Origin of the sequence: Endobacterium cereale, assembly GCF_009617585.1 — a bacterium.
Lineage (GTDB): Bacteria > Pseudomonadota > Alphaproteobacteria > Rhizobiales > Rhizobiaceae > Neorhizobium > Neorhizobium cereale.
On sequence record NZ_WIXI01000051.1, the window covers coordinates 237,702 to 264,167 of the forward strand.

General features: G+C 59.0%; 25 protein-coding genes. 15 read left to right on the forward strand and 10 right to left on the reverse strand.

The window, feature by feature from the left end:
* Positions 1-39: 39 nt before the first annotated feature.
* The 3 genes from GAO09_RS27355 to GAO09_RS27365 form a co-directional block, all read right to left on the reverse strand.
* Positions 40-1,671 (reverse strand): saccharopine dehydrogenase family protein, encoded by a 1,632-nt coding sequence (locus GAO09_RS27355; RefSeq protein WP_153359798.1) that lies wholly within the window; start codon positions 1,669-1,671, stop codon positions 40-42.
* A 2-nt stretch (positions 1,672-1,673) separates the two neighbouring features.
* Positions 1,674-2,084 (reverse strand): thiol-disulfide oxidoreductase DCC family protein, encoded by a 411-nt coding sequence (locus GAO09_RS27360; protein ID WP_153359800.1) that lies wholly within the window; start codon positions 2,082-2,084, stop codon positions 1,674-1,676.
* Between the two features lie 70 nt (positions 2,085-2,154).
* On the reverse strand, positions 2,155-3,456 hold the full coding sequence (locus tag GAO09_RS27365; protein ID WP_209018869.1) for a lamin tail domain-containing protein: 1,302 nt from the start codon (positions 3,454-3,456) through the stop codon (positions 2,155-2,157).
* A 149-nt stretch (positions 3,457-3,605) separates the two neighbouring features.
* On the opposite strand from GAO09_RS27365, the gene ade reads away from it, so the two are divergent.
* A complete protein-coding gene (ade, locus tag GAO09_RS27370) occupies positions 3,606-5,300 on the forward strand; it encodes an adenine deaminase (protein ID WP_153359804.1) in 1,695 nt (564 codons plus the stop codon).
* A 134-nt stretch (positions 5,301-5,434) separates the two neighbouring features.
* On the opposite strand, the gene GAO09_RS27375 is transcribed toward ade, so the two are convergent.
* Positions 5,435-6,277 carry an alpha/beta fold hydrolase gene (locus tag GAO09_RS27375; protein WP_153359806.1) on the reverse strand — a complete coding sequence of 281 codons (843 nt, stop codon included), beginning with the start codon at positions 6,275-6,277 and terminating at the stop codon, positions 5,435-5,437.
* 212 nt (positions 6,278-6,489) lie between these two features.
* On the opposite strand from GAO09_RS27375, the gene GAO09_RS27380 reads away from it, so the two are divergent.
* From GAO09_RS27380 to GAO09_RS27395, 4 genes are all read left to right on the forward strand, one after another.
* On the forward strand, positions 6,490-6,876 hold the full coding sequence (locus GAO09_RS27380) for an ArsR/SmtB family transcription factor (RefSeq protein ID WP_153359808.1): 387 nt from the start codon (positions 6,490-6,492) through the stop codon (positions 6,874-6,876).
* A gap of 21 nt (positions 6,877-6,897) precedes the next feature.
* Positions 6,898-7,431, forward strand: a complete 534-nt coding sequence (locus GAO09_RS27385; RefSeq protein ID WP_153359810.1) for an SRPBCC family protein — start codon at positions 6,898-6,900, stop codon at positions 7,429-7,431.
* A 151-nt stretch (positions 7,432-7,582) separates the two neighbouring features.
* Positions 7,583-8,680: a carboxynorspermidine decarboxylase gene (locus GAO09_RS27390; protein ID WP_153359812.1), complete on the forward strand. Its 1,098-nt coding sequence runs from the start codon at positions 7,583-7,585 to the stop codon at positions 8,678-8,680.
* A 67-nt stretch (positions 8,681-8,747) separates the two neighbouring features.
* Positions 8,748-9,989, forward strand: coding sequence for a saccharopine dehydrogenase family protein (locus GAO09_RS27395; RefSeq protein WP_153359814.1), 1,242 nt, complete (start codon positions 8,748-8,750; stop codon positions 9,987-9,989).
* An 86-nt stretch (positions 9,990-10,075) separates the two neighbouring features.
* Here the strand turns inward: GAO09_RS27395 and GAO09_RS30295 are convergent, their stop codons facing one another.
* Positions 10,076-10,198: a hypothetical protein gene (locus GAO09_RS30295; protein WP_274379790.1), complete on the reverse strand. Its 123-nt coding sequence runs from the start codon at positions 10,196-10,198 to the stop codon at positions 10,076-10,078.
* A 242-nt stretch (positions 10,199-10,440) separates the two neighbouring features.
* Between GAO09_RS30295 and GAO09_RS27400 the strand changes: the two genes are divergently transcribed.
* On the forward strand, positions 10,441-11,346 hold the full coding sequence (locus GAO09_RS27400; RefSeq protein ID WP_153359816.1) for an AraC family transcriptional regulator: 906 nt from the start codon (positions 10,441-10,443) through the stop codon (positions 11,344-11,346).
* A 76-nt stretch (positions 11,347-11,422) separates the two neighbouring features.
* Here the strand turns inward: GAO09_RS27400 and GAO09_RS27405 are convergent, their stop codons facing one another.
* Genes GAO09_RS27405 through bglA form a run of 3 tightly spaced genes read right to left on the reverse strand, consistent with a single transcriptional unit; the run spans position 11,423 to position 15,108 of the window.
* A complete protein-coding gene (locus tag GAO09_RS27405) occupies positions 11,423-12,556 on the reverse strand; it encodes a hypothetical protein (protein WP_153359818.1) in 1,134 nt (377 codons plus the stop codon).
* A 20-nt stretch (positions 12,557-12,576) separates the two neighbouring features.
* Positions 12,577-13,461: a leucine-rich repeat domain-containing protein gene (locus GAO09_RS27410; RefSeq protein ID WP_153359820.1), complete on the reverse strand. Its 885-nt coding sequence runs from the start codon at positions 13,459-13,461 to the stop codon at positions 12,577-12,579.
* Positions 13,462-13,464: 3 nt separating this feature from the next.
* Entirely contained in the window at positions 13,465-15,108 is a 1,644-nt protein-coding gene (gene bglA, locus GAO09_RS27415; protein ID WP_153360563.1) for a beta-galactosidase BglA, read from the reverse strand.
* 284 nt (positions 15,109-15,392) lie between these two features.
* Here bglA and GAO09_RS27420 point away from each other — a divergent pair, with 284 nt between their 5' ends.
* From GAO09_RS27420 to GAO09_RS27450, 7 genes are all read left to right on the forward strand, one after another.
* The gene (locus GAO09_RS27420; protein ID WP_153359821.1) at positions 15,393-16,973 is read left to right on the forward strand and encodes a peptide ABC transporter substrate-binding protein; all 1,581 of its coding nucleotides are present in this window, start codon (positions 15,393-15,395) and stop codon (positions 16,971-16,973) included.
* Between the two features lie 150 nt (positions 16,974-17,123).
* Complete coding sequence (locus GAO09_RS27425; protein WP_112727922.1) at positions 17,124-18,047, forward strand: ABC transporter permease subunit; 924 nt, start codon at positions 17,124-17,126, stop codon at positions 18,045-18,047.
* Entirely contained in the window at positions 18,044-18,961 is a 918-nt protein-coding gene (locus tag GAO09_RS27430) for an ABC transporter permease (protein WP_153359823.1), read from the forward strand. Before GAO09_RS27425 ends, GAO09_RS27430 begins: the two co-directional genes overlap by 4 nt.
* Before the next feature lies 1 nt (position 18,962).
* Positions 18,963-19,970, forward strand: a complete 1,008-nt coding sequence (locus GAO09_RS27435; protein ID WP_153359825.1) for an ABC transporter ATP-binding protein — start codon at positions 18,963-18,965, stop codon at positions 19,968-19,970.
* The gene (locus tag GAO09_RS27440; RefSeq protein WP_153359826.1) at positions 19,963-20,973 is read left to right on the forward strand and encodes an ABC transporter ATP-binding protein; all 1,011 of its coding nucleotides are present in this window, start codon (positions 19,963-19,965) and stop codon (positions 20,971-20,973) included. Before GAO09_RS27435 ends, GAO09_RS27440 begins: the two co-directional genes overlap by 8 nt.
* Before the next feature lie 108 nt (positions 20,974-21,081).
* Positions 21,082-21,993: a sugar kinase gene (locus GAO09_RS27445; protein ID WP_153359828.1), complete on the forward strand. Its 912-nt coding sequence runs from the start codon at positions 21,082-21,084 to the stop codon at positions 21,991-21,993.
* Positions 21,990-22,550, forward strand: a complete 561-nt coding sequence (locus GAO09_RS27450; RefSeq protein ID WP_153359830.1) for a hypothetical protein — start codon at positions 21,990-21,992, stop codon at positions 22,548-22,550. Before GAO09_RS27445 ends, GAO09_RS27450 begins: the two co-directional genes overlap by 4 nt.
* A gap of 240 nt (positions 22,551-22,790) precedes the next feature.
* On the opposite strand, the gene GAO09_RS27455 is transcribed toward GAO09_RS27450, so the two are convergent.
* Positions 22,791-23,339 (reverse strand): fused DSP-PTPase phosphatase/NAD kinase-like protein, encoded by a 549-nt coding sequence (locus GAO09_RS27455; protein ID WP_153359832.1) that lies wholly within the window; start codon positions 23,337-23,339, stop codon positions 22,791-22,793.
* 199 nt (positions 23,340-23,538) lie between these two features.
* Here GAO09_RS27455 and GAO09_RS27460 point away from each other — a divergent pair, with 199 nt between their 5' ends.
* Together GAO09_RS27460 and GAO09_RS27465 are read left to right on the forward strand one after the other, a co-directional pair.
* The gene (locus GAO09_RS27460; protein ID WP_153359834.1) at positions 23,539-24,597 is read left to right on the forward strand and encodes a glycosyltransferase family 4 protein; all 1,059 of its coding nucleotides are present in this window, start codon (positions 23,539-23,541) and stop codon (positions 24,595-24,597) included.
* Positions 24,598-24,722: 125 nt separating this feature from the next.
* Positions 24,723-25,700: an SMI1/KNR4 family protein gene (locus GAO09_RS27465; protein ID WP_153359836.1), complete on the forward strand. Its 978-nt coding sequence runs from the start codon at positions 24,723-24,725 to the stop codon at positions 25,698-25,700.
* A gap of 286 nt (positions 25,701-25,986) precedes the next feature.
* Here GAO09_RS27465 and GAO09_RS27470 read toward each other — a convergent pair whose 3' ends face one another.
* The gene (locus GAO09_RS27470; protein WP_153359838.1) at positions 25,987-26,340 is read right to left on the reverse strand and encodes a hypothetical protein; all 354 of its coding nucleotides are present in this window, start codon (positions 26,338-26,340) and stop codon (positions 25,987-25,989) included.
* Positions 26,341-26,466: the final 126 nt, after the last annotated feature.

A 26,466-nucleotide genomic window follows, 5' to 3' on the forward strand; every position in this document is an offset into this window, starting at 1 on the left:
CAAGCGTGAAGCAGTTTTGCGACAACGACATGCGAAGACCTAGAGTCGCCGAAGACGTCCGCGATAATGGACAACGTCACCGATCAGCGGCAATGCGATCGGCACATCGAACCAGAAATCCTCACCGTCCGCCCATTCCCTCGCCACGCTTTTCGGCGCCAGGAACAAAGGCATCGGCACCCGTAGCACCGACCATTTGCGCATGATCATCGTCAGGCCGACCTCGTCCGATGGCAGGTCGAAATGGAAGCGCATCGGCCCGAAACGCTCGACGAGATGTCGACCACTCTGGCTGAGTTCACTGACAAAGGTATGCCCGTCGAAATCGCGCGTCCATCGCTCGACACCGCTCTCCTCCTCGAAGGACACATGCAGCCTGTGTTCGCCCTCGGGCGGAAAGCGCATGATCGTCGCAACCAGCCGCGCCATGAGCGAGCGGCCACGCGTCACCGTCGCAAAGCCCGCGGCTCCTGCGCTACCAAAAACATCATGCATGTCGCGCATCAGCTTCGGAAGCACGTCATAGGCTTCACCCATTACCCTGCGATATACCGGCAGATAGGTCCGGTGATCGATCTGCCGGTAGGTCGACAATCTGTCCAGCAAAGGATCAAAATCGCCAAGCGACAGTTGCCGGGCAGCCGACCTTGCACCCGCAGGCAGTTTCCCATCCGCCAGACAATTTGCCAGCAGCTGTGCCGCCATCGTGGGAATTTCGGGGCCATGCCCGTCTTCGGCAATCAGTGTCCAGCGCCGGCCAATGAAGACCTCGTCCTGTCGCCCCTTCACCTCCACCATCATCGCCGAACGATCGCTGCCGAGATTGGCACTGAACGCCTGCAGCGGTCGCAACCAGCGCGCTAACGGCGACAGCGAGCTGACCCAACCCCATTTGACCGGCCAGCTAAGAAACCACAGGACCAGCAGTTGCAGCGCAAATTCCGGTCCGGCCCGAAAGATCGTCGCCGGTTTTCCCTTCACGGTCGCCGGCACGATGTCGTGGTCCGGCACGTCCGACAGCGCCACCAGCCGCGAGATGCAGGCCCGGCCCTCGACGACATAACGGACCCGTTTGAGCGAATGCCAGCCGGTCACGTGCCGCCAGCGTTTTGCCCGCCAGAGGCGGATCGGCTTGCCCACATAACTCAGGATCGCCGCCGCCACAGATGCGCCGGCCGTTGCCCGATTGGATGCGCTGATGGCCATCGAAACCGAACAGACGTCATCCATGCCTTGGGCAAGCTCTTCGACGACGGCGCCCGACATGGCCGGCACACTTGAGGCACCGGACAGAACAACGATACCGGCGGCGCGCGTCTGATCATCGAGCACGGCGATGCCGCCCACAAACGCACGCGCATCGGCCAGATCGATATAATGCACCCCGCAGGTCATGCATGCCTTCGCGACACGGTAGTCACTATCCTGAAACGGCCCGGCCGCATCGATCAGCAAAAACGGACGATATGTCTGCAGGATAGGTGTGAGGTCTTGCTCGCGATCGGCCTTTATCGCCTGTGCATTGGCGAGCTCCGCCGCAAACGCGCGCCCGGTTTCAAGATTGCGGCCGGCAACGAGAACGGCCCAGCCGTCATTCGCCAGCCGCCGCGAAAGCCTGCCGCCGAAACCGCCATATCCACCCAGAACGAGAACGACCTTCTCATGTGCCATCGTCACAAGAACCGATCGGCATCATCTGGCGAAGGCAGCCAGCAGGCATTGTGCCGGCCAAAGATAAGGTATCGATTGCGGGCAATCAGCCGATAGACAGGATTGCGCAGGAAACCCGGCACGATCCGCAGCAAGCCGAGTGCCTTCCACGGCCACCCAAGCCCGCGATAAATTGCCAAAACCGCATCGCTGTCGCGCAAGGCTTTTTCGCCTTCCACCACGATCATCGTTTCCGGATCGGCCGGATCGATGCCGAACCGGCGGTAGAGCGCCGCCCCCACCTCGCCCTGCATCGATGCCAGCCGAAACCGGCGCGCATGATCATGCCGCACCACGAACTGTGCATTGGCGGAACAGAGGATGCATTCGGCATCGAAGACGATAACGGGGTGAGGATCATGTGCGGTTTTCATGCCTCACCATAGAAGGATCGTCTTCGCGCTGACAATGACTTCTCCGGCAATCCTGCCATGCTGCCGAGTGTTAGAAAACGATCGTGCGTCCCTGATCCTGCGCCTGTGCCTTCGAATAGGTCACGACGTGGGCGGTATGCCCGTCGCGATTGACCAGTCGAATTTCCCCACCCTTGTTGGACAGTTGCACGGAGTTGCGGGGCAGCCGGATGGTGATGGCCATGCCGGGTGCCAGCGTCACGTCCTCCAACCCGAAACTGTTGCGGTTGGCATCCACCAGTTTCCAGGCCTCGAGCGACTGCGTTTCGCTGCCGGTATTGATCAGCGTAACCGTTTCCTTGTCCTGATCCTCTCCAAGCGGATTGACGAGCGCCGCAAGGATACGAACCGTGCTCGGTCCGGCAGGATGCGGCGGCTGGCTCGGTTGAACTGGTGTGGAAGGCTGGCCGGGTTGCGGCTGAACAGCACCTGCCGCCGGGCCGAGATAGACCGGATAGAAGGTGCGGATATGCTGATTATTGGCGCTGCGGAAAACCTTCATGTCGTAACGCGCGCCATTGATGACGGCTTCCTTGGGTGCCCGAGCTCCCAGATGCGCCCTCACCGAACCAAGCGCCATCAGGCCCTCGACACTGCAACCGACGAAAAAGCCGCCGGTCGGTTTGGTCAACGGACGCAGGACATCTTCCGGTTCCACACCCGGGCCAAGACGCGAATAGTCCGGTGCAAACCACTTGTAGGAAATCGTAACCGTCTCGGGAAAGCGTTCCTGACCGTCACTATAGCGACCCCGCACATAGGCGATACGGTCATCGTCAAAGCCCGGAAAGCTGTCGCGGTCGAACAGCGTGGCCATGCCGTCGTCGAGGTAATATTTGTACCAGAAGTGATAGCCCTGGATCTTGGCACCCTCCTGCTCGCCGACGAAAACGTGTTCAAAACCGGTCAGAGCCGGGTCGCCGCCCTGCGAGAAAGAGCGGAACCAGTGTTCCAGCAGCACGCCGTACCAGCGGTCGCGGGAGATGACGGTGCCGGACGCGTTGGCGACATACTCACGGGCCACCAGCATCGGCGGCGTATCGACCACCGCTTCGAGGAGGTCATGGATTTCCTGCCGCTCTTCGGGTGTCTCGACCTCCTGATCCTGTTCGGCGAGAGCATAATTATCGAACAGCTTCAGCACTCGGTCATAGGTCAGCTTTTTTTTGTCGGGAATAACGAGATCAGTCAGGATGCGAACGTCCTCGTCCTCCATGGCTGTCGTCGCGACCTTCACATAACCGCGCGCGGCGTCACCCTGCCAGTCGGCAAGGATGGGCTGAATGCCATTGGCCGCCTGATCTGCGTCCCATATCTGCTGGTAGATATCCATGCGTCCCTCCATCCATTTTAGCATGTGTCAGATTAGGGTGGGCCTGTAACGCTGATTTGACAGTGACCGGGACCCTTGCGTTTCAGGCCGCCGTCGTTTCTCTGCGCAGTCCCTGCCGCTATGATGGCCAAAAGATTCGGAGATCCACCATGACCAACCGCCTCGAACGCCTCATAGATCAGGGCACCGGCCGCGAACCCGCCGATATTGTGCTGAAGGGCGGAAAATTCTTCGACCTCGTCACCGGCGAACTGGTTCAGTCCGATATCGCCCTTTGCGGCGACCGCATCGTCGGCACCTGTGGCGATTATGTCGGGAAAACCGAGATCGATATTTCCGGAAAAATCGTCGTTCCGGGCTTCATCGACACCCACCTGCACATCGAGTCGTCACTCGTCACCCCGCATGAATTCGACCGCTGCGTCCTGCCCTACGGCGTGACGACGGCGATCTGCGATCCGCACGAGATCGCCAACGTCATCGGCGCCGAGGGCATAAAATTCTTTCTGGATTCGTCCGAGCAGACCATCATGGACATCCGCGTGCAGCTCTCCTCCTGTGTGCCGGCCACGCATCTGGAAACCGCCGGTGCCGATCTGCCGATCGAAAAGCTGCTGCCCTTCCGCCACCATCCTAAGGTCATCGGCCTTGCCGAGTTCATGAATTTCCCGGGCGTCATCCACAAGGATCCAATCTGCCTGGCAAAACTCGATGCCTTCTATGACGATCATATCGACGGCCATGCACCGCTGCTGCGTGGCAACGACCTGAACGGCTATCTGTCCGCCGGGATCCGCACCGAACACGAATGCACGACAGCCGAGGAAGCGCTCGAAAAAATCCGCAAGGGCATGCACATTCTGGTGCGCGAAGGCTCCGTCTCGAAAGACCTTCACGCCCTGATGCCGATCCTCACGGAGCGCTTGTCTCCCTACCTGGCGCTCTGCACCGACGACCGCAATCCGCTCGACATCTCCGAACAGGGCCATCTCGACTACATGATCCGCACAGCGATCGCCCATGGCGTCGAACCGCTCGCCGTCTACCGCGCAGCTTCGATTTCAGCGGCAAAAGCTTTTGGCCTACGTGATCGCGGCCTCGTCGCACCCGGCTGGCGCGCCGATCTCGTCGTCATCGACAGCCTCGAAAACTGCAAGGCAGACATGGTGTTTGCCGCCGGTCGCAAGGTCACCGACGAACTGTTCGCCACCCGCAAGCCGGTCGCAGCGGTGGGCCTCGACAGCGTCAAGGCGCGTCCCGTCCAGGCCATGCATTTTGGCGTTCCGGTCGCTGAAGGCGAAACGCCGGTGATCGGCGTCATGCCCGGAAAAATCATCACCGAACACCGCCGTTACCACCTGCCGGTCTCCGGCAATCAGACGACGGTCGATCTCGAGCGCGATATCATCAAGGTCGCCGTCATCGAACGCCACGGCAAGAACGGCAACCATGCCAACGGTTTTGTGCAGGGTTTTGGGCTGAAGAAGGGTGCGATCGCCTCAACCGTCGGCCATGACAGCCACAATATCTGCGTCGTCGGCGTTTCCGAGGATGACATGGCCATGGCCGCCAATCGCCTTGGCGAGATCAAGGGCGGTTTTGTCGTGGTGGAAGACGGCAAGGTCACCGGCGAGATCGCCCTTCCCGTCGCCGGCCTGATGAGCCTCGAACCCTATGAATGGGTGCGCGACACGCTGCACGACTTGAGAAAGTCGGCCTATGCGCTTGGAACGACATTGGAAGAACCGTTCCTGCAGGTCGCCTTCCTGCCGCTGCCGGTGATCCCGCACCTGAAGATTTCGGACATGGGCATGGTGGATGTGGACAAGTTTCAGCTGATCTGACCAGCCTGATTTGTGCAGGTCCACCCTCCCCTCGACGTCATCCTCGGGCTTGTCCCGAGGATCCAACCCCGCCGCCAGAAAGACAGCACAGCAGATGCTCGGGACAAGCCCGAGCATGACGAGCCGTTAAGCAGCTACGCTCTGAAAAACGCCAGAAGATCGTTGTTCACCAGATCCGGATCGGTCGTAGCAACCCCGTGCGGCTTGCCCTCATAAACCTTCAGCGTGCTGTTTTTCAAAAGCTTGGCCGAAAGCGGCGCCGAATCCTCGAACGGCACGATCTGATCGTCCGTGCCGTGCATTACCAGAACCGGCACGTCAATCGCCTTCAAATCCTCGGTAAAATCCGTTTCCGAAAATGCCTTGATGCAATCGTAGTGGGCCTTTGTGCCGCCCATCATGCCCTGCCGCCACCAGTTGCGGATGACGCCTTCGGACACCTCGGCGCCCGGCCGGTTATAGCCGTAGAACGGCCCCGTCGGGATTTCGAGGAAGAACTGCGCGCGGTTCGCCGCCTGCGCCTTGCGAAAACCGTCGAACACTTCGAGCGGCAAGCCACCGGGGTTCTTGTCCGACTTCACCATGACAGGCGGCACAGCGCCGATCAGCACGGCCTTGGCAACCCGCCCCTGCGGCTGTCCGAATTTGGCGACATACCGCGTCACCTCGCCGCCGCCGGTCGAGTGACCGACATGGATGGCGTTTTTCAAATCCAGATGTGCAGCGAGCTCTGCCACGTCGGCGGCATAAGTATCCATCTCATTGCCGATATCTGTCTGGCTGGAACGGCCATGACCACGCCGGTCATGCGCGATGACGCGGTATCCTTCGCCCAGGAAGAACAGCATCTGCGCGTCCCAGTCATCGGCTGAAAGCGGCCAGCCATGATGGAAGACAATCGGCTGGGCATCTTTCGAGCCCCAGTCCTTATAAAAAATCTGCGTGCCGTCCGTGGTGGTGATGAAACTACTGCTCATGATTTTCCCTCGGTTGATCTGGCAAAATTCCGGCGAACGTTTTTATGGCGACGGCAAAACCAGTCGGAGACTGCCGGCGCGGCGCCAAGATATGACGACATATCGATTTTGAACAGCATCCGTATGACGCGACGCAATAACCATCAGCTGGCATTCGAAATCATTAAACCAATCGGTTGACAATTGTCGCCACGGCGCGCACATTCAACCTCATGGTTGAATTACACACAGATCAGATCGACGCCATTTTCCACGCACTGAGCGACGCCACCCGTCGGCAGATGCTGGGTGAATTGGCAGCGGGCGAACGCACGGTGGGGCAGCTGGCCGAACCCTATGCCATGTCGCTCGCCGCCGCCTCAAAGCATATCAAGGTACTGGAAGGTGCAGGCCTTGTTCGCCGCGAGATCCAGGGGCGCACGCATCTCTGCCGGCTCGATCCCGGGCCGCTCGCCACCGCCCATGAATGGCTTTCCTTCTACGAACGTTTCTGGACCGGCAAGCTGGACGCATTGGAGCGGCTTCTGAAAGAGGACGACGCGCGAAAAGCCGCAGCCGAAAAGAAAAACGAAAAGCCCGTATCGAAATCCGAAACCTGAATCAAAACTGGGAGAAGACCGATGAACGACATGACCGTGCTGGAGACATACGGAAGGGTAACCGCGCTGCTCGAAATCACCATCCAACGCAAGCTGCCGGGGCCGATCGAGCGTATCTGGGATTATCTGACCGACAGCGAATTGCGCAGCCAGTGGCTCGCCTCCGGCATCATGCCTGCCGATCCGGGCAGCGTATTCGAACTCGTCTGGCGCAATGATGAATTGACCGAAGATGCGGAAGCCCGCCCGGAAGGCTTTCCGGAAGAACAGCGCATGACGAGCGAAATTGTCGCCTTCGAAGCCCCTCACCGCCTCGCCTTCACCTGGCCGCCGCGCGGCGAAGTCTCGATCGAGTTGAAGACGATAGGCTCGGATGTGCTCCTCACCCTCGTCCACAAGCGCATCTCCGACCGGAAGAATATGACCATGGTCGGCGCCGGCTGGCACATGCATCTCGATATTCTCGCCGCCAAGGCATCAGGCCAAAAGCCCGGCGCATTCTGGCAGGGCTGGCTGCGTCTGCGGGACGAATACGATCGCCTCATCCCCGAATGAAACGTCTCCATTCACAACATCGTGCCCCGCAGCACCGCTGCGGGGCTTTTCTTTACCCCGAAAAGCCATGGGGTCTTGAAGATGTCATCTGGGTCAGGCAATAGGCCCCCTTAACGTTTTAGAAGAACTGTAAGAAGGCTGACCGAACACGATGCTGCAAACACCCTACTACCTCATCGACAAGTCCAAACTGCTCCAGAACATGGAACGGATTGCCGCTGTGCGTGAGAAGTCGGGCGCCAAGGCATTGCTGGCGTTGAAGTGTTTCGCCACATGGTCCGTCTTCGATTTCATGCGCGACTACATGGACGGCACCACCTCGTCCTCGCTCAACGAAGTCCGCCTCGGCCACGAGCGTTTTGGCAAGGAAACCCACGCCTATTCCGTCGCCTATGCCGATTACGAGATCGACGAGGTCGTCTCCCACGCCGACAAGATCATCTTCAACTCGATCGGTCAGTTGCAGCGTTTTGAAAGCCAGTCCTCTGGCATCACCCGCGGCCTGCGCCTCAACCCCGGCGTTTCGTCCTCGTCCTTCGATCTGGCTGACCCTGCCCGCCCCTTCTCGCGTCTCGGCGAATGGGATCTGAAACAGGTCGATCCGGTCATGGAGATGATCACCGGCTTCATGATCCACAACAACTGCGAGAACACGGACTTTGCCCTGTTCGACCGCATGCTCGGCGATATCGAGCAGAAATTCGCACCGCTGCTGAAAAAGGCCGAATGGGTCAGCCTAGGCGGCGGTATCCACTTCACTGGTGACGATTACCCGGTCGACCAGTTTGCCGAGCGCCTCAAGCGTTTCTCCGGCGAATATGGCGTGCAGGTCTATCTCGAGCCGGGCGAAGCCTCGATCACCAAATCGACGACGCTGGAAACCACCGTCCTCGACACCCTTTACAACGGCAAGAACCTTGTCGTGGTGGATTCGTCCATCGAAGCGCACATGCTGGATCTCCTGATCTATCGTGAGAATGCCAAGGTTCACCCTAACCAGGGACCCCATCGTGCGATGGTCTGCGGCAAGTCATGCCTTGCCGGAGACATTTTTGGGGAATTCGACTTCCCCGAAGAAGTAAAGGTCGGCGACCGCATCTCGTTCCAGGATGCTGCCGGCTACACGATGGTCAAGAAAAACTGGTTTAACGGCGTGAAAATGCCGGCAATCGCCATTCGGGAACTGGATGGCAGCCTCAGGACGGTCCGTGAGTTTGACTACACGGACTACGAACAGAGCCTTTCCTGATCAGAAAGGGCCAAAGGCCCACAGGACAAGACTTTCTGACGATTGGACGCAAGGAGTGGTCCCCAGAATGAAAAAGAACGTGCTCATCATCGGCGCCGGCGGCGTCGCACAGGTCGTTGCCCACAAGTGTGCGCAGAACAATGATGTCCTCGGCGATATCCATATCGCCTCGCGCACCAAGTCGAAATGCGATGACATCATCGCATCCGTGCACGAAAAGAAGGCCATGAAGACCGAAGGCGTCCTCGAAGGCCACGGCCTCGACGCGCTCGACATCGAAGCCACCAAGGCCTTGATCGTCAAGACCGGTAGCCAGATCGTCATCAACGTCGGCACCGCCTTCCTCAACATGTCGGTCTTGCGCGCCTGCATGGATACCGGCGTCGCCTATATCGACACCGCCATCCACGAAGAGCCGAACAAGATCTGCGAAACGCCGCCGTGGTACGGTAACTACGAGTGGAAGCGTGCCGCCGAATGCGAGGAAAAGGGCATCACCGCCATCCTCGGCGCCGGTTTTGATCCGGGCGTCGTCAACGCCTATGCGCGTCTCGCCAAGGACGAATATCTCGACACCGTAACCGACGTCGATATCGTCGACATCAATGCCGGCAGCCACGGCAAGTACTTTGCCACCAACTTCGATCCGGAAATCAACTTTCGCGAATTCACGGGCGTTGTCTATTCGTGGCAGGGCGGCGAATGGAACGTCAACAAGATGTTCGAAATCGGCAAGGACTACGACCTGCCGGTCGTCGGCACCCGCCGCGCCTATCTCTGCGGCCATGACGAAGTGCATTCGCTGGCAAAGAACATGGAAGGCGCCGACGTGCGCTTCTGGATGGGCTTTGGCGATCACTACATCAACGTCTTCACCGTCCTGAAGAACATCGGCCTCCTGTCGGAACAGCCGGTGAAGCTCGCCGACGGCTCGGAAGTCGTACCGCTCAAGGTCGTAAAAGCCTGCCTGCCCGACCCGTCGTCGCTGGCGCCGGAATACGAAGGCAAGACCTGCATCGGCGACTTCGTCAAGGGCACGAAGGACGGCAAGGAACGCACGGTGTTCATCTACAACGTCGCCGACCACAAGGAAGCCTATAACGAAGTTGGTTCGCAGGGCATTTCCTACACGGCAGGTGTTCCCCCGGTCGCAGCCGCGATGCTCGTCGCAACGGGCGAATGGGATGTGAAGAAGATGGCGAACGTCGAAGAACTGGCGCCGCGCCCGTTCCTCAACATTCTGAACAAGATCGGCCTGCAGACCTGCATCCGTGACGAACAGGGCGAGCGCGAACTGCATTTCGATTGAGATGCAGCGATTGCCTCAACGCTGAAATGACGAAAGGCCCGCGAGCGATCGCGGGCCTTTTCCGTTTTGCCGCTCGGAGCGGATAATCAGCCGTTCATGTAACGGCGCGGCTTGGCGGCACGACGCTCGGCACTCTGGCGCTCGACGAAATGGACAAGATTGCTCACCATCCGGCGAGCGGCTTGCAAAAGCAGGTTCCATGCGGTCATGACCGTCTCCTCTGGTTGGTTTGTGCTGGCATTGGGTTGATTGATGGCACCGGCTTCCGTTGGCCGGTAAAGGCGTTATGCGCTTGAGCGCTCTCTATGCGGTAGACCAGACCTACAGGATGATTGCACATTTCTCCGAAAGGCTTTTCTGCCCTCTGGCGCGCATGTAAGGCGCGCGGTAAAAAGCATCATCGAATTCGGCGAAATCAGCGTATTTCGCATCCTTGACTGGAGATAACGCAATGGATCATCTCGCAACGCTTGTCACAAAAATTGCACAACACACCGATTGCGATGGCGTTCATCCGACAAAGATTCCGAACCTGTCGCTGATCCGCGTCTCCAACCCCACCGAACCGGTGCGCGGCGTTACGCAGCCTTCGCTCTGCATCGTCGTGCAGGGCACCAAGCATGTGACGCTGGCCGATCACATCTACGAATATGGTGCCGGCTGCCATCTCGTCGCCTCGGTCGAACTGCCGGTCGTCAATCGCGTCGTCGCGGCAAGCCCCGATAAACCCTATATGTCCCTGCTTCTAGCGCTCGACATGCCGGCCCTCGGCTCGATGCTGATGGAGATGCCGCGCACGACCGAAACAGGCACCGCCCGTTGCGGTACAGGCCTTTGTGTCAGCGAAGCCTCACCCGGCCTTCTCGATGCCGCCCTGCGTCTGACCCAGCTTCTGGACACGCCGGAGGACATCGATTTTCTGGCGCCTCTTGCCGAACGTGAGCTGCTGTACCGGCTGATGCGTGGCGAACAGGCTCACAAGGTGCGCCGCCTGCTGATGCCGGAAAGCCGCCTGCAACAGGTCAACCGCGCCATCACCTGGATCCGCGACAATTATGACAAGCCGTTTTCCATTGATCGCGTCGCCAGCGAAGCGAGCATGAGCTCATCCTCGCTGCACGAGCATTTTCGCGAAGTCACCGCCATGAGCCCGCTGCAATACCAGAAACAGCTTCGCCTGCAGGAAGCGCGCCGCATGATCCTGGCCGAAGCACTGGACGCCGCCACCGCCGCCCACCGTGTGGGTTACGACAGCCCGTCGCAGTTCAGCCGCGAATACCGCCGCCTGTTCGGCGCCCCGCCGATCCGCGATATTTCGCGGGTGCGGGGTGAGGATGCGAGTTTGGTGGGGGCGTGAGGCTGACGGGCTGGGGACACGTCAGACCGATAGGTCGGTAGATCTGGACAACGACGATCGCACCATTCTGCCGATATCATTGTGCCTGGGAAACAAAACGCTCCTCCAGAATGTCGGCTATATTGTCGTATATGCTGATTGCCGGAAGCGCTGAAAAATAAGAGTGCTGGTCGTTCTTCTTGAACGGCCACCAGTAATCGACAATGTAAAGCATCCCCTCATGCCAGACGACCCGGACTAAGAGGTGGCCATAATCATCATTGTCCCACGCCTTCACGGAATAGCGGAAAATGCCCGTCAACGCCCCGGTGGGACTGGGCTCATAAACCTTACCATAGGCTTTGGTAACCTCGCCAAAGGCTTGGTTTTGCCCCTGCAGAATTCGTGGCAGCAGGCTTGTACTCAACATCTCAAGGTCAGGCCGCCCGTTGTAGACAACGGACGAGAACCACACAGCCCCCTGCAACCCGCCTGTGAAAAACCTGGCCTCCTTCCGACCATCAAAGGTGTTGATCGGAAGGTCCCATGGCTCGGGCATGCGGACATTGACAGCCTCCCCATCGATGATGAGCTTGGCATTTTTTACACCCTCCCAGTAGCTTGAACCACGGGCGGCACTGAAAACCATATTGTCGATGAATGTCATCGAATAATCGCGCGCATAGTCCACGATCTCGTCCCGCGCGCCGTCACCGTCGGCCTTTGAAAGATCGTAAATGAAATGGATCGCAAGCGCCTTGTATCCCCTCGTCAAACAGTGACTGATAACGCCAGTCTTCGGACGCCCTGAAACCTCCTTGACGCCTTCAGTCAGCGATCCCGACGCATCTGCCGCCTCTCGTTTGGAGACAACCGCAAAATCATCCTGCAAGAGGGCGCGACCGCAAAGGCGCCCGGCCGGTGCGGCATATTTCAAGTTGTAGCCAACGACCGTCGTTTCGATCGGCACCGCATCGGTTTCCAAGGGCTTGATCTTCCCTATGTTCGTATATCGACCGATCTGTTTGGGCTCCGTCTCCTCATCTTCCGCCAGCGGCGCCGTCTCTACGACAGCGCTCTCCGGCACCAGCGTCTTGAAATCCAGATCGGGGTCGGAAAAATCGAACGCCTTTTCCACCCAGCCATCCTTGGCAGGCCGCCCGGGTGCGTCCCGCGCAGATGCATACCCTGCCATCGCCAGAACCAGCATCGAAACAAGCGCCACGCGCATCACGTCCACCCCCACCGTCGTCAGTCCGATCCGTTATCCCGTGCCCAGGCCAGTGCCTCGGTCGTCATCGCCGGATTTTTCAGCTTGGCGATCCGCTTCAAATCCCTGTCCTTGAACGGATTGCCGCCAATGTGCAGCCCGAACGGGCCGCCGCTCCCCGCCTTGTTTTCCAGCGGGGTCAGTTGGCCCAAAGCCTTGGGCAGCGTGGTCAATTCGCAATCTTTCAGCTTAAGCGACTGGATATTGCTCAACTGACCAATCTCGGCAGGTAGAACCTTGATCGGATTGCCGTCGGCACAAAGCTGCATCAGATCCGGAAGATTGAAGACCGCCTGCGGGATGGAAACCTGCTCCGACCGCGAAAACGACAGTGACTTGAGTTTTGGAAAACGCGACAGGAAACCGTCGGAAAAATCCAGCCAATGCATGTCGTCGAAGATCAGCCCCCTGACATCGGGGTTGTCCCGTCGCGGCAGCGGCAATTCAACGAGCGGCGTACCCGAAAGCGACAAATGTTGAATTCCGGGCATTTCGAACAGTTCGGCGGGGACTGATCGCAACGGATTACGATCCAGATGAAGCCCTTCCAAGGTCAGCCGCTCGCAAAAGTCGGGCGGCAATGTCTCAAGCCGATTGTTCTGGAGGAACAGATAGCCCAGTCCCTCCATCTCGAAAAGTTTGGGCGGCAACTGTCGCAGCTTGAGGCTACCAAGCTCCAGCGTATCGTGGGAATGCCTCCCGAACACGTAGGAGAGCTTTTCGTCATCGGTCCAGCCACCGGCTTCAGAAGGATCCGGCCGACCGGCATTGCGCCAGTCGATCCGGTCACTCGCGATTTGAAGACCCTGCTCCGACGTCAAATCGTCAGGCAGGTCATCGGCCCAGGGTGCAATGCGGGCTGTCATTTTTCACACCCTTGCGCAGAAAACGTCGATGGCATCCAGCTTGACGATGCCGCTCTCGAGTTTCGACACAAATCCCGGCAGATTCACCGGCATCACATCGCCCAGTCGTTTCGGCAGCGTAAAATTCTGCGGCTCGCGGGTCAGGTTGAAGACGAACAGCAGCTTCTCTCCGCCCTTCTCTCGTACGAAGGCCAGCACGTCCTGATTGGTGTCGAGGAATGTCATGTCGCCATCGATCAGTGCCGCATGCGATTTGCGGAAGGCGATCGTCGCGCGGTAATGCGCCAGCACCGAATCTGCCAGTTTTTCCTGCGCGTCGACGGCCCGGGCGGCGTGTTCCTTCGGCACCGGCAACCATGTCCTGGCGCCCTCCGTAAATCCGCCATGCGGCTTGGCGCTTTCCCACACCATCGGGGTGCGGCATCCGTCACGGCCCTTGAAGGCTGGCCAGAAGCGGATACCGTATGGATCGCGCAGATCCTCGAATGAAAGCTCGGCCTCCGTCAGCCCAAGTTCCTCGCCCTGATAGAGGCAGATCGACCCACGCAGTGTCGCAATCAGCGTCGCCGAGATCTTGGCGACACGATCCTGCTCTTCCGGTGCCTCGATGAAACGGGTGACATGGCGGATGACGTCGTGGTTTGAAAACGCCCAGCACACCCAGCCGTTCACCACCGTATCCAGCACGGTCTGCATGACCTTGCGGATATAACCCGCATCGAAAGCCGGTCCCAGGAGGTCGAACGTGTAGCACATGTGCAGCTTGTCATTGCCGGTGGTGTAAAGCGCCAGCGTGTTCAGCGAGCGCGGCCCGTCGCCCACTTCGCCGACACTCGCCCGGCCCTCGTAGCTATCCAGCAGCGTGCGAAAACGTTTCAGGAAATCAATGTTTTCCGGCTGCGTCTTGTCATAGAGGTGGTTTTGCATCGAATAGGGATTGGTGTCGGTTTCCATCCCCGCGCCGTCGGTGTCGTAGACCATCGGCGGATTGTTGCGCAGTTGTTTGTCGTGGAAATAATAGTTCACCGTGTCGAGGCGAAAACCGTCGACGCCGCGGTCGAGCCAGAATTTCACCGTGTCCAGCATGGCATCCTGCACATCCGGATTGTGAAAGTTCAGGTCTGGCTGCGAGATCAGAAAGTTGTGCATGTAATATTGCTTGCGCACGCCATCCCATTCCCATCCCGGCCCGCCAAAAATCGACAGCCAGTTGGTCGGCGCCGTGCCGTCCGGCTTCGGATCGGCCCAGACGAACCAGTCGGCCTTGGCATTGGTGCGGCTGGAGCGGCTTTCTATGAACCACGGATGCTGGTCGGATGTGTGCGAAATCACCTGGTCGATGATCACCTTCAAACCGAGACGATGCGCCTCCGTCATCATCTCGTCGAAATCGGCCAGCGTGCCGAACATCGGATCGACATTGCAATAATCGGAAACGTCATAGCCCATGTCGGCCATTGGCGACGTGAAGAACGGCGACAGCCAGATGGCATCGACACCGAGCGAGGCAATATGCCCCAGCCTCGCGGTAATGCCCTTGATGTCGCCGAGCCCGTCACCCGTCGTGTCCTGGAAGGAGCGCGGATAGACCTGATAGATCACGGCTCCACGCCACCAATCGGATCGGATGTCTGCCTGCGAAATCATAAGCATATACCTCTCTTGGAGTTCGGTTACTGCCAAACTAAGGCCCCTCCGCCAAAAGGCAACCGAGAGTGGCCGGAGCCGCCGTAACAGAGTTTTGAACGGCAATTTGATCGCGATAAGTGCAATCTCGATGACACGCCCATAGTTGGCGACACACAAACCCCAAGATTTAGGGGGGTTACAATGTCGCAATCCCAGCACTATCGTGCCGCCTTTCCGCCAGTCGGAAAACGGGAACATGAATGAAAAAGAGGCTTCGAAGCCTTAGAAAGATGGGGTTTTCCATGTATCACTTCAGCAAGAAGTTTTTGGCGACGGCAATGTTTGGCGCATTGCTGGCCTGTTCGGCCCATGCGGCGACGATCAACATTCACAATGGCGGCGACCCGCAGTCGCTCGATCCACAGAAATTGTCTGGTGACTGGGAAAACCGCATCGCCGGCGACATCTTTGAAGGTCTGGTGACGGAAGATGCCAAGGTCAAGCCGATCCCCGGCCAAGCCGAAAGCTGGACGGTTTCCGACGATGGCCGGGTCTATACGTTCAAGCTGCGTGACGGCATCAAGTGGTCCGATGGCCAGCCGGTCACCGCCGGTGACTTCGTCTTCGCTTTCCAGCGCCTGATGGATCCGAAGGCAGCTGCCGATTACGCCTATCTGCAGTACACGATCAAGAATGCTGAAAAGATCAACAAGGGCGAAATCGCCGATGCCAACCAGCTCGGCGTCAAGGCAATCGACGACAAGACGCTCGAAATCACGCTCGAAAACCCCACCCCCTATTTTCTCGACTCGCTGACCCATTACACGGCCTATCCGCTGCCGAAACATCTGGTCGAGGCCAAGGGCGCCGATTGGGTCAAGATCGGCACGATCGTCACCAACGGCCCGTATAAGCCGGTCGAATGGGTTCCGGGCAGCCATGTCACCACTGCCAAGAACGACCAGTATTACGGCACGGCTGACCTGAAGATCGACGGCGCAAAATTCTTCGTGCTGGAAGACCAGGAAGCTGCCCTGAAGCGCTATCGCGCCGGCGAATTTGACATTCTCACCGACTTCCCGACCGACCAGTATGCCTGGATGCAGAAGAACCTGCCGGGCCAGGCGCATGTCGCGCCGTTCTCGGGCCTCTATTATTACGTTATCAACTCGCAGACCGAACCGACCAAGGACAAGCGCGTCCGTCAGGCTCTGTCCATGGCGATCAACCGCGAGGTCATCGGTCCGCAGATTCTTGGCACCGGCGAACTTCCGGCCTATTCGTGGGTGCCGCCGGGCACGGCCAATTATGATGAGCCGGCCTACGTCTCGTGGAAGGACGAGCCCTACAAGCAGAAAGTCGAGGAAGCCAAGAAGCTGCTCACCGAAGCCGGTTTCGGCCCGGATAAGCCGCTGACCTTGCAGCTCAAGTACAACACTAACGACAACCACAAGCGCATCGCCGTCGCGATCGCTGCCATGTGGAAGCCGCTGGGGGTCAATGTCGAACTCGTCAATGCGGAAACCAAGGTCCATTACGACCAGTTGCAGCGCGGCGACGTGCAGGTTGGCCGCGCCGGCTGGCTGGCCGATTACAACGATCCGGATAACTTCCTCAACCTGCTCGTGACCGGCGTTCCGATGAACTATGGTCGCTGGTCCAATGCCGAATACGATAAGCTTATCAAGGACGGCAACCTGGAAAAGGACATGAAAAAGCGCGCCGAGATGTTCAAGCAGGCCGAAAAGATCGCGCTTGATGACAGCGCCGCGCTGCCGATCTACTACTATGTGTCAAAGAACGTGGTGTCGCCGAAGATCTCGGGCTTCGAAGACAACGTGAAGGACATTCACCGCACGCGCTGGCTCTCGATCAAAGAATAACAGGGAGTCAAGGCTCTTCCGCCTTGCGGCGTCGTGTGCGTTGATCGCGCACGACGCTGTCGCACTTGAAGTGTGGCACATGACACCTGTTCGAACCTTCGCGGTTGACCGGTCGATGCGCACGGTAAAAAGACCCGATCCGTATCAATCATGCTCAGTTACGCCTTCCGTCGATTGCTGTCGACGATCCCGGTTTTGTGGATCGCCGTGACAGCCTGTTTCTTTGTTCTTCGTCTCGCGCCCGGTGGGCCATTCGATGGTGAACGCTCGCTGCCGCCGGCGATCCTGCAAAACCTCGCGGCCCACTACAATCTCGATAAGCCGCTGATCCAGCAGTATCTCTATTATGTCGGCGACCTCTTACGCGGCGACCTTGGCCCCTCCTTCTCCAGCGAGGATTTCAACGTCGCCCAGCAGATCATGATCGGTCTGCCCTATACATTCACGCTCGGCATGACCGCCTTTGCGCTCGCCATCATCATCGGCGTCGCTGTCGGCTGTCTTGGGGCGCTCTATCAGAACAAGATGCCGGACTATGTGCTCGGCGCGATGATCCTGGTGGGCGTCGTGTTCCCGAACTTCCTGATTGCTCCCATCCTCCAGCTCGTGTTCGGCATCCAACTGGCATGGTTGCCTGTCGGCGGCTGGGGCGATGGCTCGCTGAAATACCTCGTCCTGCCGGTCGTGGTGATGGCGCTGCCGCATGCGGGGCGCATCTCACGCATCACCCGCGGTTCGATGATTGAGGTGATGAACCAGAATTTCATCCGCACCGCCAAGGCCAAGGGTATTGGCCCACGGCTGACTGTGATGCGCCATGCGCTGAAACCCGCCATGATGCCGGTCGTCTCCTATCTCGGCCCGGCGGCAAGTTACCTTCTCACCGGCTCGCTGGTTGTCGAAAGCATTTTTGGGCTTCCCGGCATCGGCCGTTATTTCATCAACGCCGCACTGAACCGCGATTACGGCATGGTTCTGGGCACGGTCATCTTCTACATGGTGCTGATCGTCTTCCTGAACCTCATCGTCGATATCGCCTATGCCTGGCTTGACCCGAAAGTGAGAAACAGATGATCCTCAATCCCGCAAAAAGAGAGCTGCTCGCAGCCGAACTGCTGGAAGCGGAAGGTCTTTCCCCGGAAGGTCGTTCGCTGACAAAAGACGCCATGCGCAGGCTCTGTCGCAACAAGGCGGCGGTCGTGTCGATCGTTGTCCTTGCCCTGCTCATCCTCGCCGCCGTGGTCGGCCCCTATTTCATTCCCCACAATTACGAGGACCCGGACTGGGCTGCCTTCCGCGCCCCACCGTCCTGGGAAGACGGCCACTACTTTGGCACCGACCCGAACGGCCGCGACCTCTTGGCCCGCGTGCTTTACGGCACCCGCGTGTCGCTCGCAGTCGCCTTCGTCGCTACCCTCGTCTCGGTGGTGATCGGCGTGCTTTACGGTGCGATCTCCGGTTATTTCGGTGGCCGGCTGGATTCGATCATGATGCGCTTCGTCGATATCATGTACGCGCTTCCCTACATCCTCTTCGTCATCCTGCTGATGGTGATTTTCGGCCGTAACGTCTACCTGCTGTTTGCAGCGATCGGCGCTCTGGAATGGCTGACCATGGCCCGTATCGTGCGCGGCCAGACGCTGTCGCTCAAGCACCGCGAATTCGTGGAAGCCGCCCGTGCTTCCGGCCAGAAGCCGCTGAAAATCATCACAAAACACATCATCCCGAATCTTGTCGGGCCGGTGGTCATCTTCGCCGCCCTCACCGTGCCGGAAATCATCGCGACGGAAAGCTTCTTGTCCTATCTCGGTTTCGGCGTTCAGGAACCGCTGACCTCGCTCGGCACCCTGATCGCGGAAGGCACCGACGCCATGGAAAGCATGCCTTGGCTGCTCGCCTTCCCGGCCGTCTTCCTTGTCTCGCTGCTGCTCAGCCTGCTGTTTATCGGCGATGGCCTGCGCGACGCGTTCGACCCGAAGGATCGCTGACATGACAGATCAGACACAAAAGCAAGTCCTTCTCGAGTTGAAGGACTATTCCATCACCTTCAAGACGCCGGATGGCGACGTGAAGGCCGTATCCAACATGAACCTTACCGTTCGTCGCGGTGAGCGTATCGCCATCGTTGGCGAAAGCGGCTCCGGCAAAAGCCAAACGTTTCTCGGTATCATGGGCCTGCTCGCCAAGAACGGCCAGACCTCCGGTCAGGCGCTTCTTGAAGGCCGCGACGTGCTGTCGCTCAAACCGCGCGAGCTCGACAAGGTGCGCGGCAAGGACATGGCGATGGTCTTCCAGGACCCGATGACCGCCTTGAATCCATCTCTGAAGATTTCCCGGCAACTGACGGAACAGCTTGAGATTCATCGAGGCTTTACCGCTAGGGCGGCCTCGGTCGAGGCGCTCGACATGTTGAAGCGCGTCGGCATCCCTGACCCGGACCGCCGTTTCAATCTCTACCCGCACGAACTGTCGGGCGGCATGCGCCAGCGCATCGTCATCGCCATGGCGTTGCTCACCAAACCAAAACTGCTGATCGCCGACGAACCGACCACCGCGCTCGACGTCACCATCCAGGCGCAGATTCTTGATCTTTTCAACGATCTCACCGCCGAGATGAACACGGCACTGTTGATGATCACCCACGATCTCGGCGTCGTTGCCGGCCTCGCCGACCGTGTTGCCGTCATGTATGCTGGCCGCATCGTCGAGGAGGCCCCGGTCGACGAACTGTTCGAAAAGCCGGCGCATCCCTATACGGCAGCACTGCATGCGGCGATCCCGCGGCCCGATCAGGATGTCGACGACCTCGTCGTCATTCCCGGCCGTCCGCCGAACCTGCAGCACCTGCCGAAAGGCTGCAATTTCTCGCCGCGCTGTCCCAAGGTCGAGGACGATTGCATCGATCGTCCGCCGCAGCTCGAAACATTGGCGCCGCAACATTGCGCCGCCTGTTTCCACCCCTTCCCGCGTCGTGAGGAGCTGTTGACCCATGCTTGATCAAAACACATCGGGGCAGACCCTGCTCAAGGTCGAAAACCTCACGACCCAGTTCGAAATCCAGGCAAAGTCGTTCTTCAAGAAGCCGACCATGCTGACCGCCGTCAATGACGTGTCGTTCGAACTGAAGGAAGGCCGCACGCTCGGCATCGTCGGCGAAAGCGGCTGTGGCAAATCCACCCTCGGCCGCTCGATCCTGCAGCTCATCCGGGCACAGGAAGGCCGTGTCGTCTGGCAGGGCAAGAACCTGCTTGATCTGACGCCGGAACAGATCCGGCTTGCGCGCCGCGACATGCAGATCATCTTTCAGGATCCGATCGCCTCGCTCGATCCGCGCATGACGGTCGGCGACATCATCGCCGAACCGCTCACCGTGTTCGAGCCGAAACTCAGCCGCGCGGAGCGCACCGAGCGCGTGCGCGAGATCATGGAAGCCGTCGGCCTCGTGCCGGAAATGATCAACCGCTATCCGCACGAGTTTTCCGGCGGTCAGGCCCAGCGTATCGGCATTGCCCGCGCCGTCATCACGCGGCCAAAGCTGATCGTCTGCGACGAACCGGTCTCGGCACTCGACGTGTCGATCCAGGGACAGGTGATCACGCTGTTGCGCAAGCTGCGCAAGGAGTTCGGCCTCACGCTGATCTTCATCAGCCACGATCTTTCGGTCGTGCGGCTGATCTCGGATGATGTTCTGGTTCTCTATCTCGGCCGCATCGTTGAGGCCGGCGATTGCGCCACCGTGTTCAGCGCCCCGGCACATCCATACACACAGGCACTGTTTTCGGCAGCCCCGATCCCAGACCCGAAATTGGCCCGCCAGCGCTCGCGCATCCGCCTGCAGGGCGATCCGCCATCCCCGATGAACCCACCGCCGGGCTGTCCATTCCAGCCGCGCTGCTGGAAGGCGACGGATATCTGTCGCACCAAAATGCCGCCGACGGAACTGGTGCGTCCGGGCCAGTCGGCCGCGTGTTACCACATGGACCGGCCGCCGGAGACGTGAGGCTACCGCCCTTGACCACTCCCTTGCCAAGGGAGTGGTCCATTCACCCTTGCCTCCCAAACCCTCATCGCGTATCGCCAAATGACGAAAATTGTTGGGAGAACGGTTTTGGGCGGAAAGTTTCTATCGATTGGCGAATGCATGGTGGAACTCTCGCAGGCGGGTGATGGCCTGCTGCGCAGAGGTTTTGCCGGCGACACGTTCAACACCGCCTGGTACATGCGCGCTTGCCTGCCAGCCGACTGGTCCGTCGATTATTTCACCGCTCTCGGCGACGACCCAATGTCCGACGAAATGCTGGCGATGATGTCAAAGGCCGGCATCGGCACCAGCCAGATCCGCCGCATTCCCGGCAAGACACCCGGCCTCTACCTCATCACCCTGAAAGACGGCGAACGTACCTTCAGCTACTGGCGCGACACCGCCGCCGCCAAAAAGCTGGCCGATGACGCAAACCACCTGCGCGCGGCAATAGAAGCCTCAGACATCATATATTTTTCCGGCATCACGCTGGGTATCCTTGCGTCTGAAGCAATCGACACGCTGTTGTCGGAACTGCGCCGCGCCAAGGCATCCGGCAAGATCGTCGCCTTCGATCCTAATATCCGTCCGCGCCTGTGGTCGGACAAAGATGTCATGCTGAAGACGATCGAGGCCGGTGCCCGTGCCGCATCCCTCGTGCTACCCAGCTTCGATGATGAAAAGGTCCATTTCGGCGATCCCGACGTGGCCGCCACCGTTGCACGTTATCATGTCCTTGGCGTGCCCACGGTCGTGGTAAAGGACGGCCCCAATGGTGTGACGCTCAGTTTTGACGGCAAGGTTGAGCATGTACCGGCCGTGGAGGCAAAGGCCGTGGTGGACACGACCAGCGCCGGAGACAGTTTTAATGGCGGTTTCCTGTCACGCCTGCTGACGGGGGCCACGCCTGCTGAAGCTGCAGCTCATGGTGCGGCTGTCGCAACAACCGTCATCGGCCATCATGGCGCACTGATCGATCCGGGCTTATTGCCGGTTTGAACAACTCTCTCAGCCTTCTCCATAAGACGGATCTCATGCGTTACGTACTATTGCTCTATATTGCAGCGCTGGCCGGCATTGGCCTTCCGGCAAAGGCAGATCCGCTGGATGACTGGAAAAAGGCGGAAGCACAGGCTGAAGAGGCGTGGCACAAATTGCCTATGAGCACGCGGAACGCCACATTCATCTCCGAAGCGCCGAAAGGCTACGGAGTTTATAAGGTCAGGGAAACAAACGTCTTCAAGCCGAAGGATCAACTTCGGATCTATTTCGAACCGATTGGTTACGACTGGAAACCACTTGCCGACGGGCTGGTGAGCATGGGAGTCAACAGCGACTTTACCGTTCGAAATGAAAAGGGCGCAATCGTCGGCCATCAACCTGACTTCGCTCGGCCGGTGATCCAGAACCGCCATCGTGCACGCGAATTTTATATCGATTTCACGCTGACGATCAGCGCCTTGCCAGTCGGATCCTATACAGTGACTTATACGATGCGCGACATTGCCAGCGACAAGAGCACTAGCTTCGATCTGCCATTCGAGATCGAGAACTAGACGCAGCTCATTCAGGCATGGCAAAGCAGCCCGTACGAGCTAGAGCACCTTGCAGGCAACCCGTATTCTGCTGCCGGAGCAGGTTTTCGTCAGAGCAAAGGCGATTGGCGAAGGGGAGCCCCTAAGATACGTTGGAGCCGATCACCTCTGATCCGGGCGGAAAAATGCCCGGCCCCTTCGGGGTTGGCTGATACGGGCCGTCCAAGCCAACAGAATGGTGCAGATTAGCCGCGACATGCTCTAGAACCCGATCGTCTCTTCAAACTTGTCCCAGGACTGCCACATCGCATAGCGGCCAATGCCGGGGATCGGCACATGGCCGTAATAAGGTGACAGCTGCAGCTGCGAAAACATCTCACTACGCTTCGCAACGGCGCCGACATAGATCGCCGAAGCAAGACCAGTTCGGTTTGCCCCGTGTTCGCAGTGGATCAGGATCGGCTTTTCGGCATTGCGCATGATCTCCGCCAGTTCCTCGCTGCCTGCGACCGGCAGAATTTCTCCAGAACTGATCGGGTAGTCGACCAGCGTCACTCCATTGCGCTCGGCGGCCGACTTTTCTTCCCAATACCAGGCGCCACGCTTCTCATTGCGCAGATTGATGATCGTCTTGATCCCATGACGTCGCACGAGACTGTCGATCTCCTCAGCACCCGGCTGCCCAGAGCGGTAGAGTTCGCCTGCAATGACTTCATGCTCATTGCCGGTCAGCTGATTGACGCCCATGAAAATGCCAAGCGCGGCGACAGCAGCAAGAAGACCCAGTGATATGGACCGAAAAATACGCATGAAAAATCCATCGCAACATTATCGGTGACGGATTTAGGCGCGTGCCGTCACACAGGCAAATCACGCTACCCCAAAGCCTCGACCGGGCCGCGACATTCGCCTGTCACACAGGTCAGCGATAGAACAGCAACTCCGCAAGAAACGTCCTGAGTCGGCGAAATTGCGGCGATGAGACGGGCAAAAGGGGTTTCAGCCGGTCATGACCAGAATTACCATCGTTTCCGATGCCTGGTATCCGCAGATCAATGGCGTTGTCCGCTCGATCGAAAACACAAATCGCGAGCTCACCCGCATGGGCGTGGATGTGGCCATGGTCACGCCGCAGGATTTTTCCAGCGTGCCCTGCCCCACCTATCCGGAAATCCGCCTGTCCGTCGCCACCTACTGGCAGGTCGCCTCCGCCATCAAGGCATCCGGCCCGACCGCCGTTCACATTGCCACCGAAGGCCCGCTCGGCCTGATGGCACGCCGCTGGTGCCTGAAGAACGACATGCCCTTTTCCACCAGCTATCACACCCGTTTCCCGGAATATGTGGCCGCCCGTTTCCCGATCCCCCTGCGCTGGCTGAACGCTTTCGTGCGCTGGTTCCACAATGCCGGCAATGGCTGCATGGTGGCAACCGGCAGCCTCGAGCGCGAACTGTCGAAACTCGGCATCAAGAACCTTTTGCGCTGGAGCCGCGGCATAGACCAGACGGTGTTTCACCCGATGGACCTGGACGACCGCCCATTCGACCTGCCGCGCCCGATCTTCATGACGGTCGGCCGGGTCGCGGTGGAAAAGAACCTGCCCGCCTTTCTCGATCTCGACCTGCCCGGCTCCAAGGTCGTGGTCGGCGATGGTCCGGATCGCGCCGAACTGCAACGCAAACATCCGAACGTGCTGTTCACCGGAACCAAAACCGGTGAGGAACTGGCCCGAGCCTATGCCCAGGCCGACGTCTTCGTCTTCCCGTCAAAGACCGACACGTTTGGCAATACCATCCTTGAAGCATTGGCAAGCGGTGTCCCTGTCGCCGCCTATCCGGTGATGGGACCGATCGATATCATCGAAGAAGGGTCCGGCGCCGGTGCGCTGAATGAAGACTTGCGCGAAGCCTGCCTCGCGGCCCTTGCGTGCCGACGCGAGGATGCAAGCCGGCTGGCCAGGCGTTACACATGGGAAGCCGCCTCGCAGCAGTTTTTGGTCAATGTGCTGAAGGCACAATCGGAGCGCCCGCGCCGCCGGCCGGGCACCCGTCCCCTGCCTGCCGCGTGAGAACGCGACATACTAGCGCCAAACACGATTTGCGCAGATAAAACAGAAATTTAAGGCACTTTCTTTTGCCTTGTAGCCGCCTAGATATGTCACCACGACAATTGCGTGGGTCGAGGGGACGACCGGTGACAGCAACGGATGCAGAAACGCCAGCCGAAATGCTGATCCGACGTGCCGACGAGCTTCGTCAGGCGGCGGAAGCGGCGCAAACCTATGGGGAATGCCTGCGCCTCAACATCCTTCTTTCCGAGGCGCGCTCCGCCTATTGGGCGCGGTCGGAAAAGGATTTTGACGATCGCAATTTCATGTGGTCGGAGGAAATTTTCGCGACAGATCGCTCCATAAGAGCGCAAACCGAAACACTTCGCCCGATGGATGAAATTCCCGCTATATTGGAAACAACGGAACCAACGGTAGAGAGCTTTTTCGACAGCCACTGCCGTCCACCGTCAACGCTTGACGAGGAAAGCCGGAAGCGTCGCATAGACCTGATCGACGCGGCGGAGAAACGCCTGGGCATTGCGATCAACGGCACCTTGCGCGCGCTGTTTGCCCACTGCAATGGCGGCACGACCGACTTTTATCTGCATCCGCGCTTTCCCTGGTCCCGTGTCGATTACACGAATGTGGAAAACCACCCCGACGACGGCCACAAATATTCGCCATTCTATACCGAATGGCAGTGGGTTTTCGATGATCAAACGATTGCCTCGGTACAGCATTGGCAGTCGGTAGAAAGCTTCATGGCCGAGGAAATCGACCGCTACCAGCGCGAGGATTACATCGTTGACCTGACGTGGCGCGAAAAAATGGCTGGCCTCGATCGCCTGATCATCCTGTGCATGCAGGAAAACAGCCGCACCTGGGATATCAACATGACCTGCCTCGATTTTCGCCGTGGCCCACTGCCGGGCCTCGTCATTCTCGCTGCAGACAAAACCGGCGAACATTTCGAGATCCGGCAAAGCTGGCCAAGTTTCGAGACGCTTTTCGGCCGGCTACGCCGTTGGTCGATACGCGAAATCGATGGCGCGGTCCGCAAGCGCGGCCCGACCTATGTCGAAATTTTCGATGAGGGCCGCTGGCGGATGCCATACGGGTGACAGTGTCACCCGTCAGCAGCACAGCAGACGTGAAGCACCGCGAACGGAATCAGCCGATATTTTCATCCCGCCAGTGGAAGAACAACACGCTTCCGATACCCAGACAGATGGCGGCGACGAGACCTGCAATGATCATGGATTTCCTCCTCCCATGGATCGACAAGGCTTGATATCCCCTCCCAGAGTCACAAGCCATGGTCGCAGTCGAACATAGACGCAACGAAATAGCAAGTGGAGGCCCGCGCCCTCCATCGGCTGTCCGTCGTCGTCTATTGCCTGAAGCGGCTCAGAAGACGGTAACGGCGACTCGGTCGCGAAACACCGTCAGCCTTTCACGGCCCTTTGTCGTGGCCGTGAATTTGATGCCGCGTGCCGGTACCACCTTACCGCATTTGCGGCTGCGCACCGTGCCGATGCCCCCATCGGAAAACGTACCGGTGGCCGAGACCGGCAGTTTTGCAACGACATCTTCCCATTCCGGTGCCGGATCGGTGCAGTTCCTGCCGCGAACGCCCTTCACCAGCAATTCCTTGCCGGACTTTATCGCGATGCTGGGTCGATAGGTGAAGGCCGCCTCTTCCGCCAGTACGGTCGTACCGGAAGACATGCCAAGGAAGATCGCAAAACTTATGCGAACCATTTCATTCCCCTCTCTGCTGGCGTCATGCCAGAGCTGGCTCACAGCCCTTAACCCTGTGAACCGATTGAACATATCCGTGCCCCGGCGTGTGACTGAACACAGACCAAAGCAAAATTATGCCAAGAC

Bases quoted from the DNA above. Each gene is read 5' to 3' on its own strand.
- GAO09_RS27375 (WP_153359806.1), bottom strand. From the start codon at position 6,277: ATGAGCAGTAGTTTCATCACCACCACGGACGGCACGCAGATTTTTTAT.
- GAO09_RS27390 (WP_153359812.1), top strand. From the start codon at position 7,583: ATGCTGCAAACACCCTACTACCTCATCGACAAGTCCAAACTGCTCCAG.
- GAO09_RS27405 (WP_153359818.1), bottom strand. From the start codon at position 12,556: ATGCGCGTGGCGCTTGTTTCGATGCTGGTTCTGGCGATGGCAGGGTAT.
- GAO09_RS27440 (WP_153359826.1), top strand. From the start codon at position 19,963: ATGCTTGATCAAAACACATCGGGGCAGACCCTGCTCAAGGTCGAAAAC.
- GAO09_RS30295 (WP_274379790.1), bottom strand. From the start codon at position 10,198: ATGACCGCATGGAACCTGCTTTTGCAAGCCGCTCGCCGGATGGTGAGC.
- GAO09_RS27455 (WP_153359832.1), bottom strand. From the start codon at position 23,339: ATGCGTATTTTTCGGTCCATATCACTGGGTCTTCTTGCTGCTGTCGCC.
- GAO09_RS27395 (WP_153359814.1), top strand. From the start codon at position 8,748: ATGAAAAAGAACGTGCTCATCATCGGCGCCGGCGGCGTCGCACAGGTC.
- bglA (WP_153360563.1), bottom strand. From the start codon at position 15,108: ATGATTTCGCAGGCAGACATCCGATCCGATTGGTGGCGTGGAGCCGTG.
- GAO09_RS27380 (WP_153359808.1), top strand. From the start codon at position 6,490: ATGGTTGAATTACACACAGATCAGATCGACGCCATTTTCCACGCACTG.
- GAO09_RS27435 (WP_153359825.1), top strand. From the start codon at position 18,963: ATGACAGATCAGACACAAAAGCAAGTCCTTCTCGAGTTGAAGGACTAT.
- GAO09_RS27410 (WP_153359820.1), bottom strand. From the start codon at position 13,461: ATGACAGCCCGCATTGCACCCTGGGCCGATGACCTGCCTGACGATTTG.
- GAO09_RS27460 (WP_153359834.1), top strand. From the start codon at position 23,539: ATGACCAGAATTACCATCGTTTCCGATGCCTGGTATCCGCAGATCAAT.
- GAO09_RS27355 (WP_153359798.1), bottom strand. From the start codon at position 1,671: ATGGCACATGAGAAGGTCGTTCTCGTTCTGGGTGGATATGGCGGTTTC.
- GAO09_RS27425 (WP_112727922.1), top strand. From the start codon at position 17,124: ATGCTCAGTTACGCCTTCCGTCGATTGCTGTCGACGATCCCGGTTTTG.
- GAO09_RS27470 (WP_153359838.1), bottom strand. From the start codon at position 26,340: ATGGTTCGCATAAGTTTTGCGATCTTCCTTGGCATGTCTTCCGGTACG.
- GAO09_RS27400 (WP_153359816.1), top strand. From the start codon at position 10,441: ATGGATCATCTCGCAACGCTTGTCACAAAAATTGCACAACACACCGAT.
- GAO09_RS27430 (WP_153359823.1), top strand. From the start codon at position 18,044: ATGATCCTCAATCCCGCAAAAAGAGAGCTGCTCGCAGCCGAACTGCTG.
- GAO09_RS27360 (WP_153359800.1), bottom strand. From the start codon at position 2,084: ATGAAAACCGCACATGATCCTCACCCCGTTATCGTCTTCGATGCCGAA.
- GAO09_RS27365 (WP_209018869.1), bottom strand. From the start codon at position 3,456: ATGGATATCTACCAGCAGATATGGGACGCAGATCAGGCGGCCAATGGC.
- ade (WP_153359804.1), top strand. From the start codon at position 3,606: ATGACCAACCGCCTCGAACGCCTCATAGATCAGGGCACCGGCCGCGAA.
- GAO09_RS27385 (WP_153359810.1), top strand. From the start codon at position 6,898: ATGAACGACATGACCGTGCTGGAGACATACGGAAGGGTAACCGCGCTG.
- GAO09_RS27420 (WP_153359821.1), top strand. From the start codon at position 15,393: ATGTATCACTTCAGCAAGAAGTTTTTGGCGACGGCAATGTTTGGCGCA.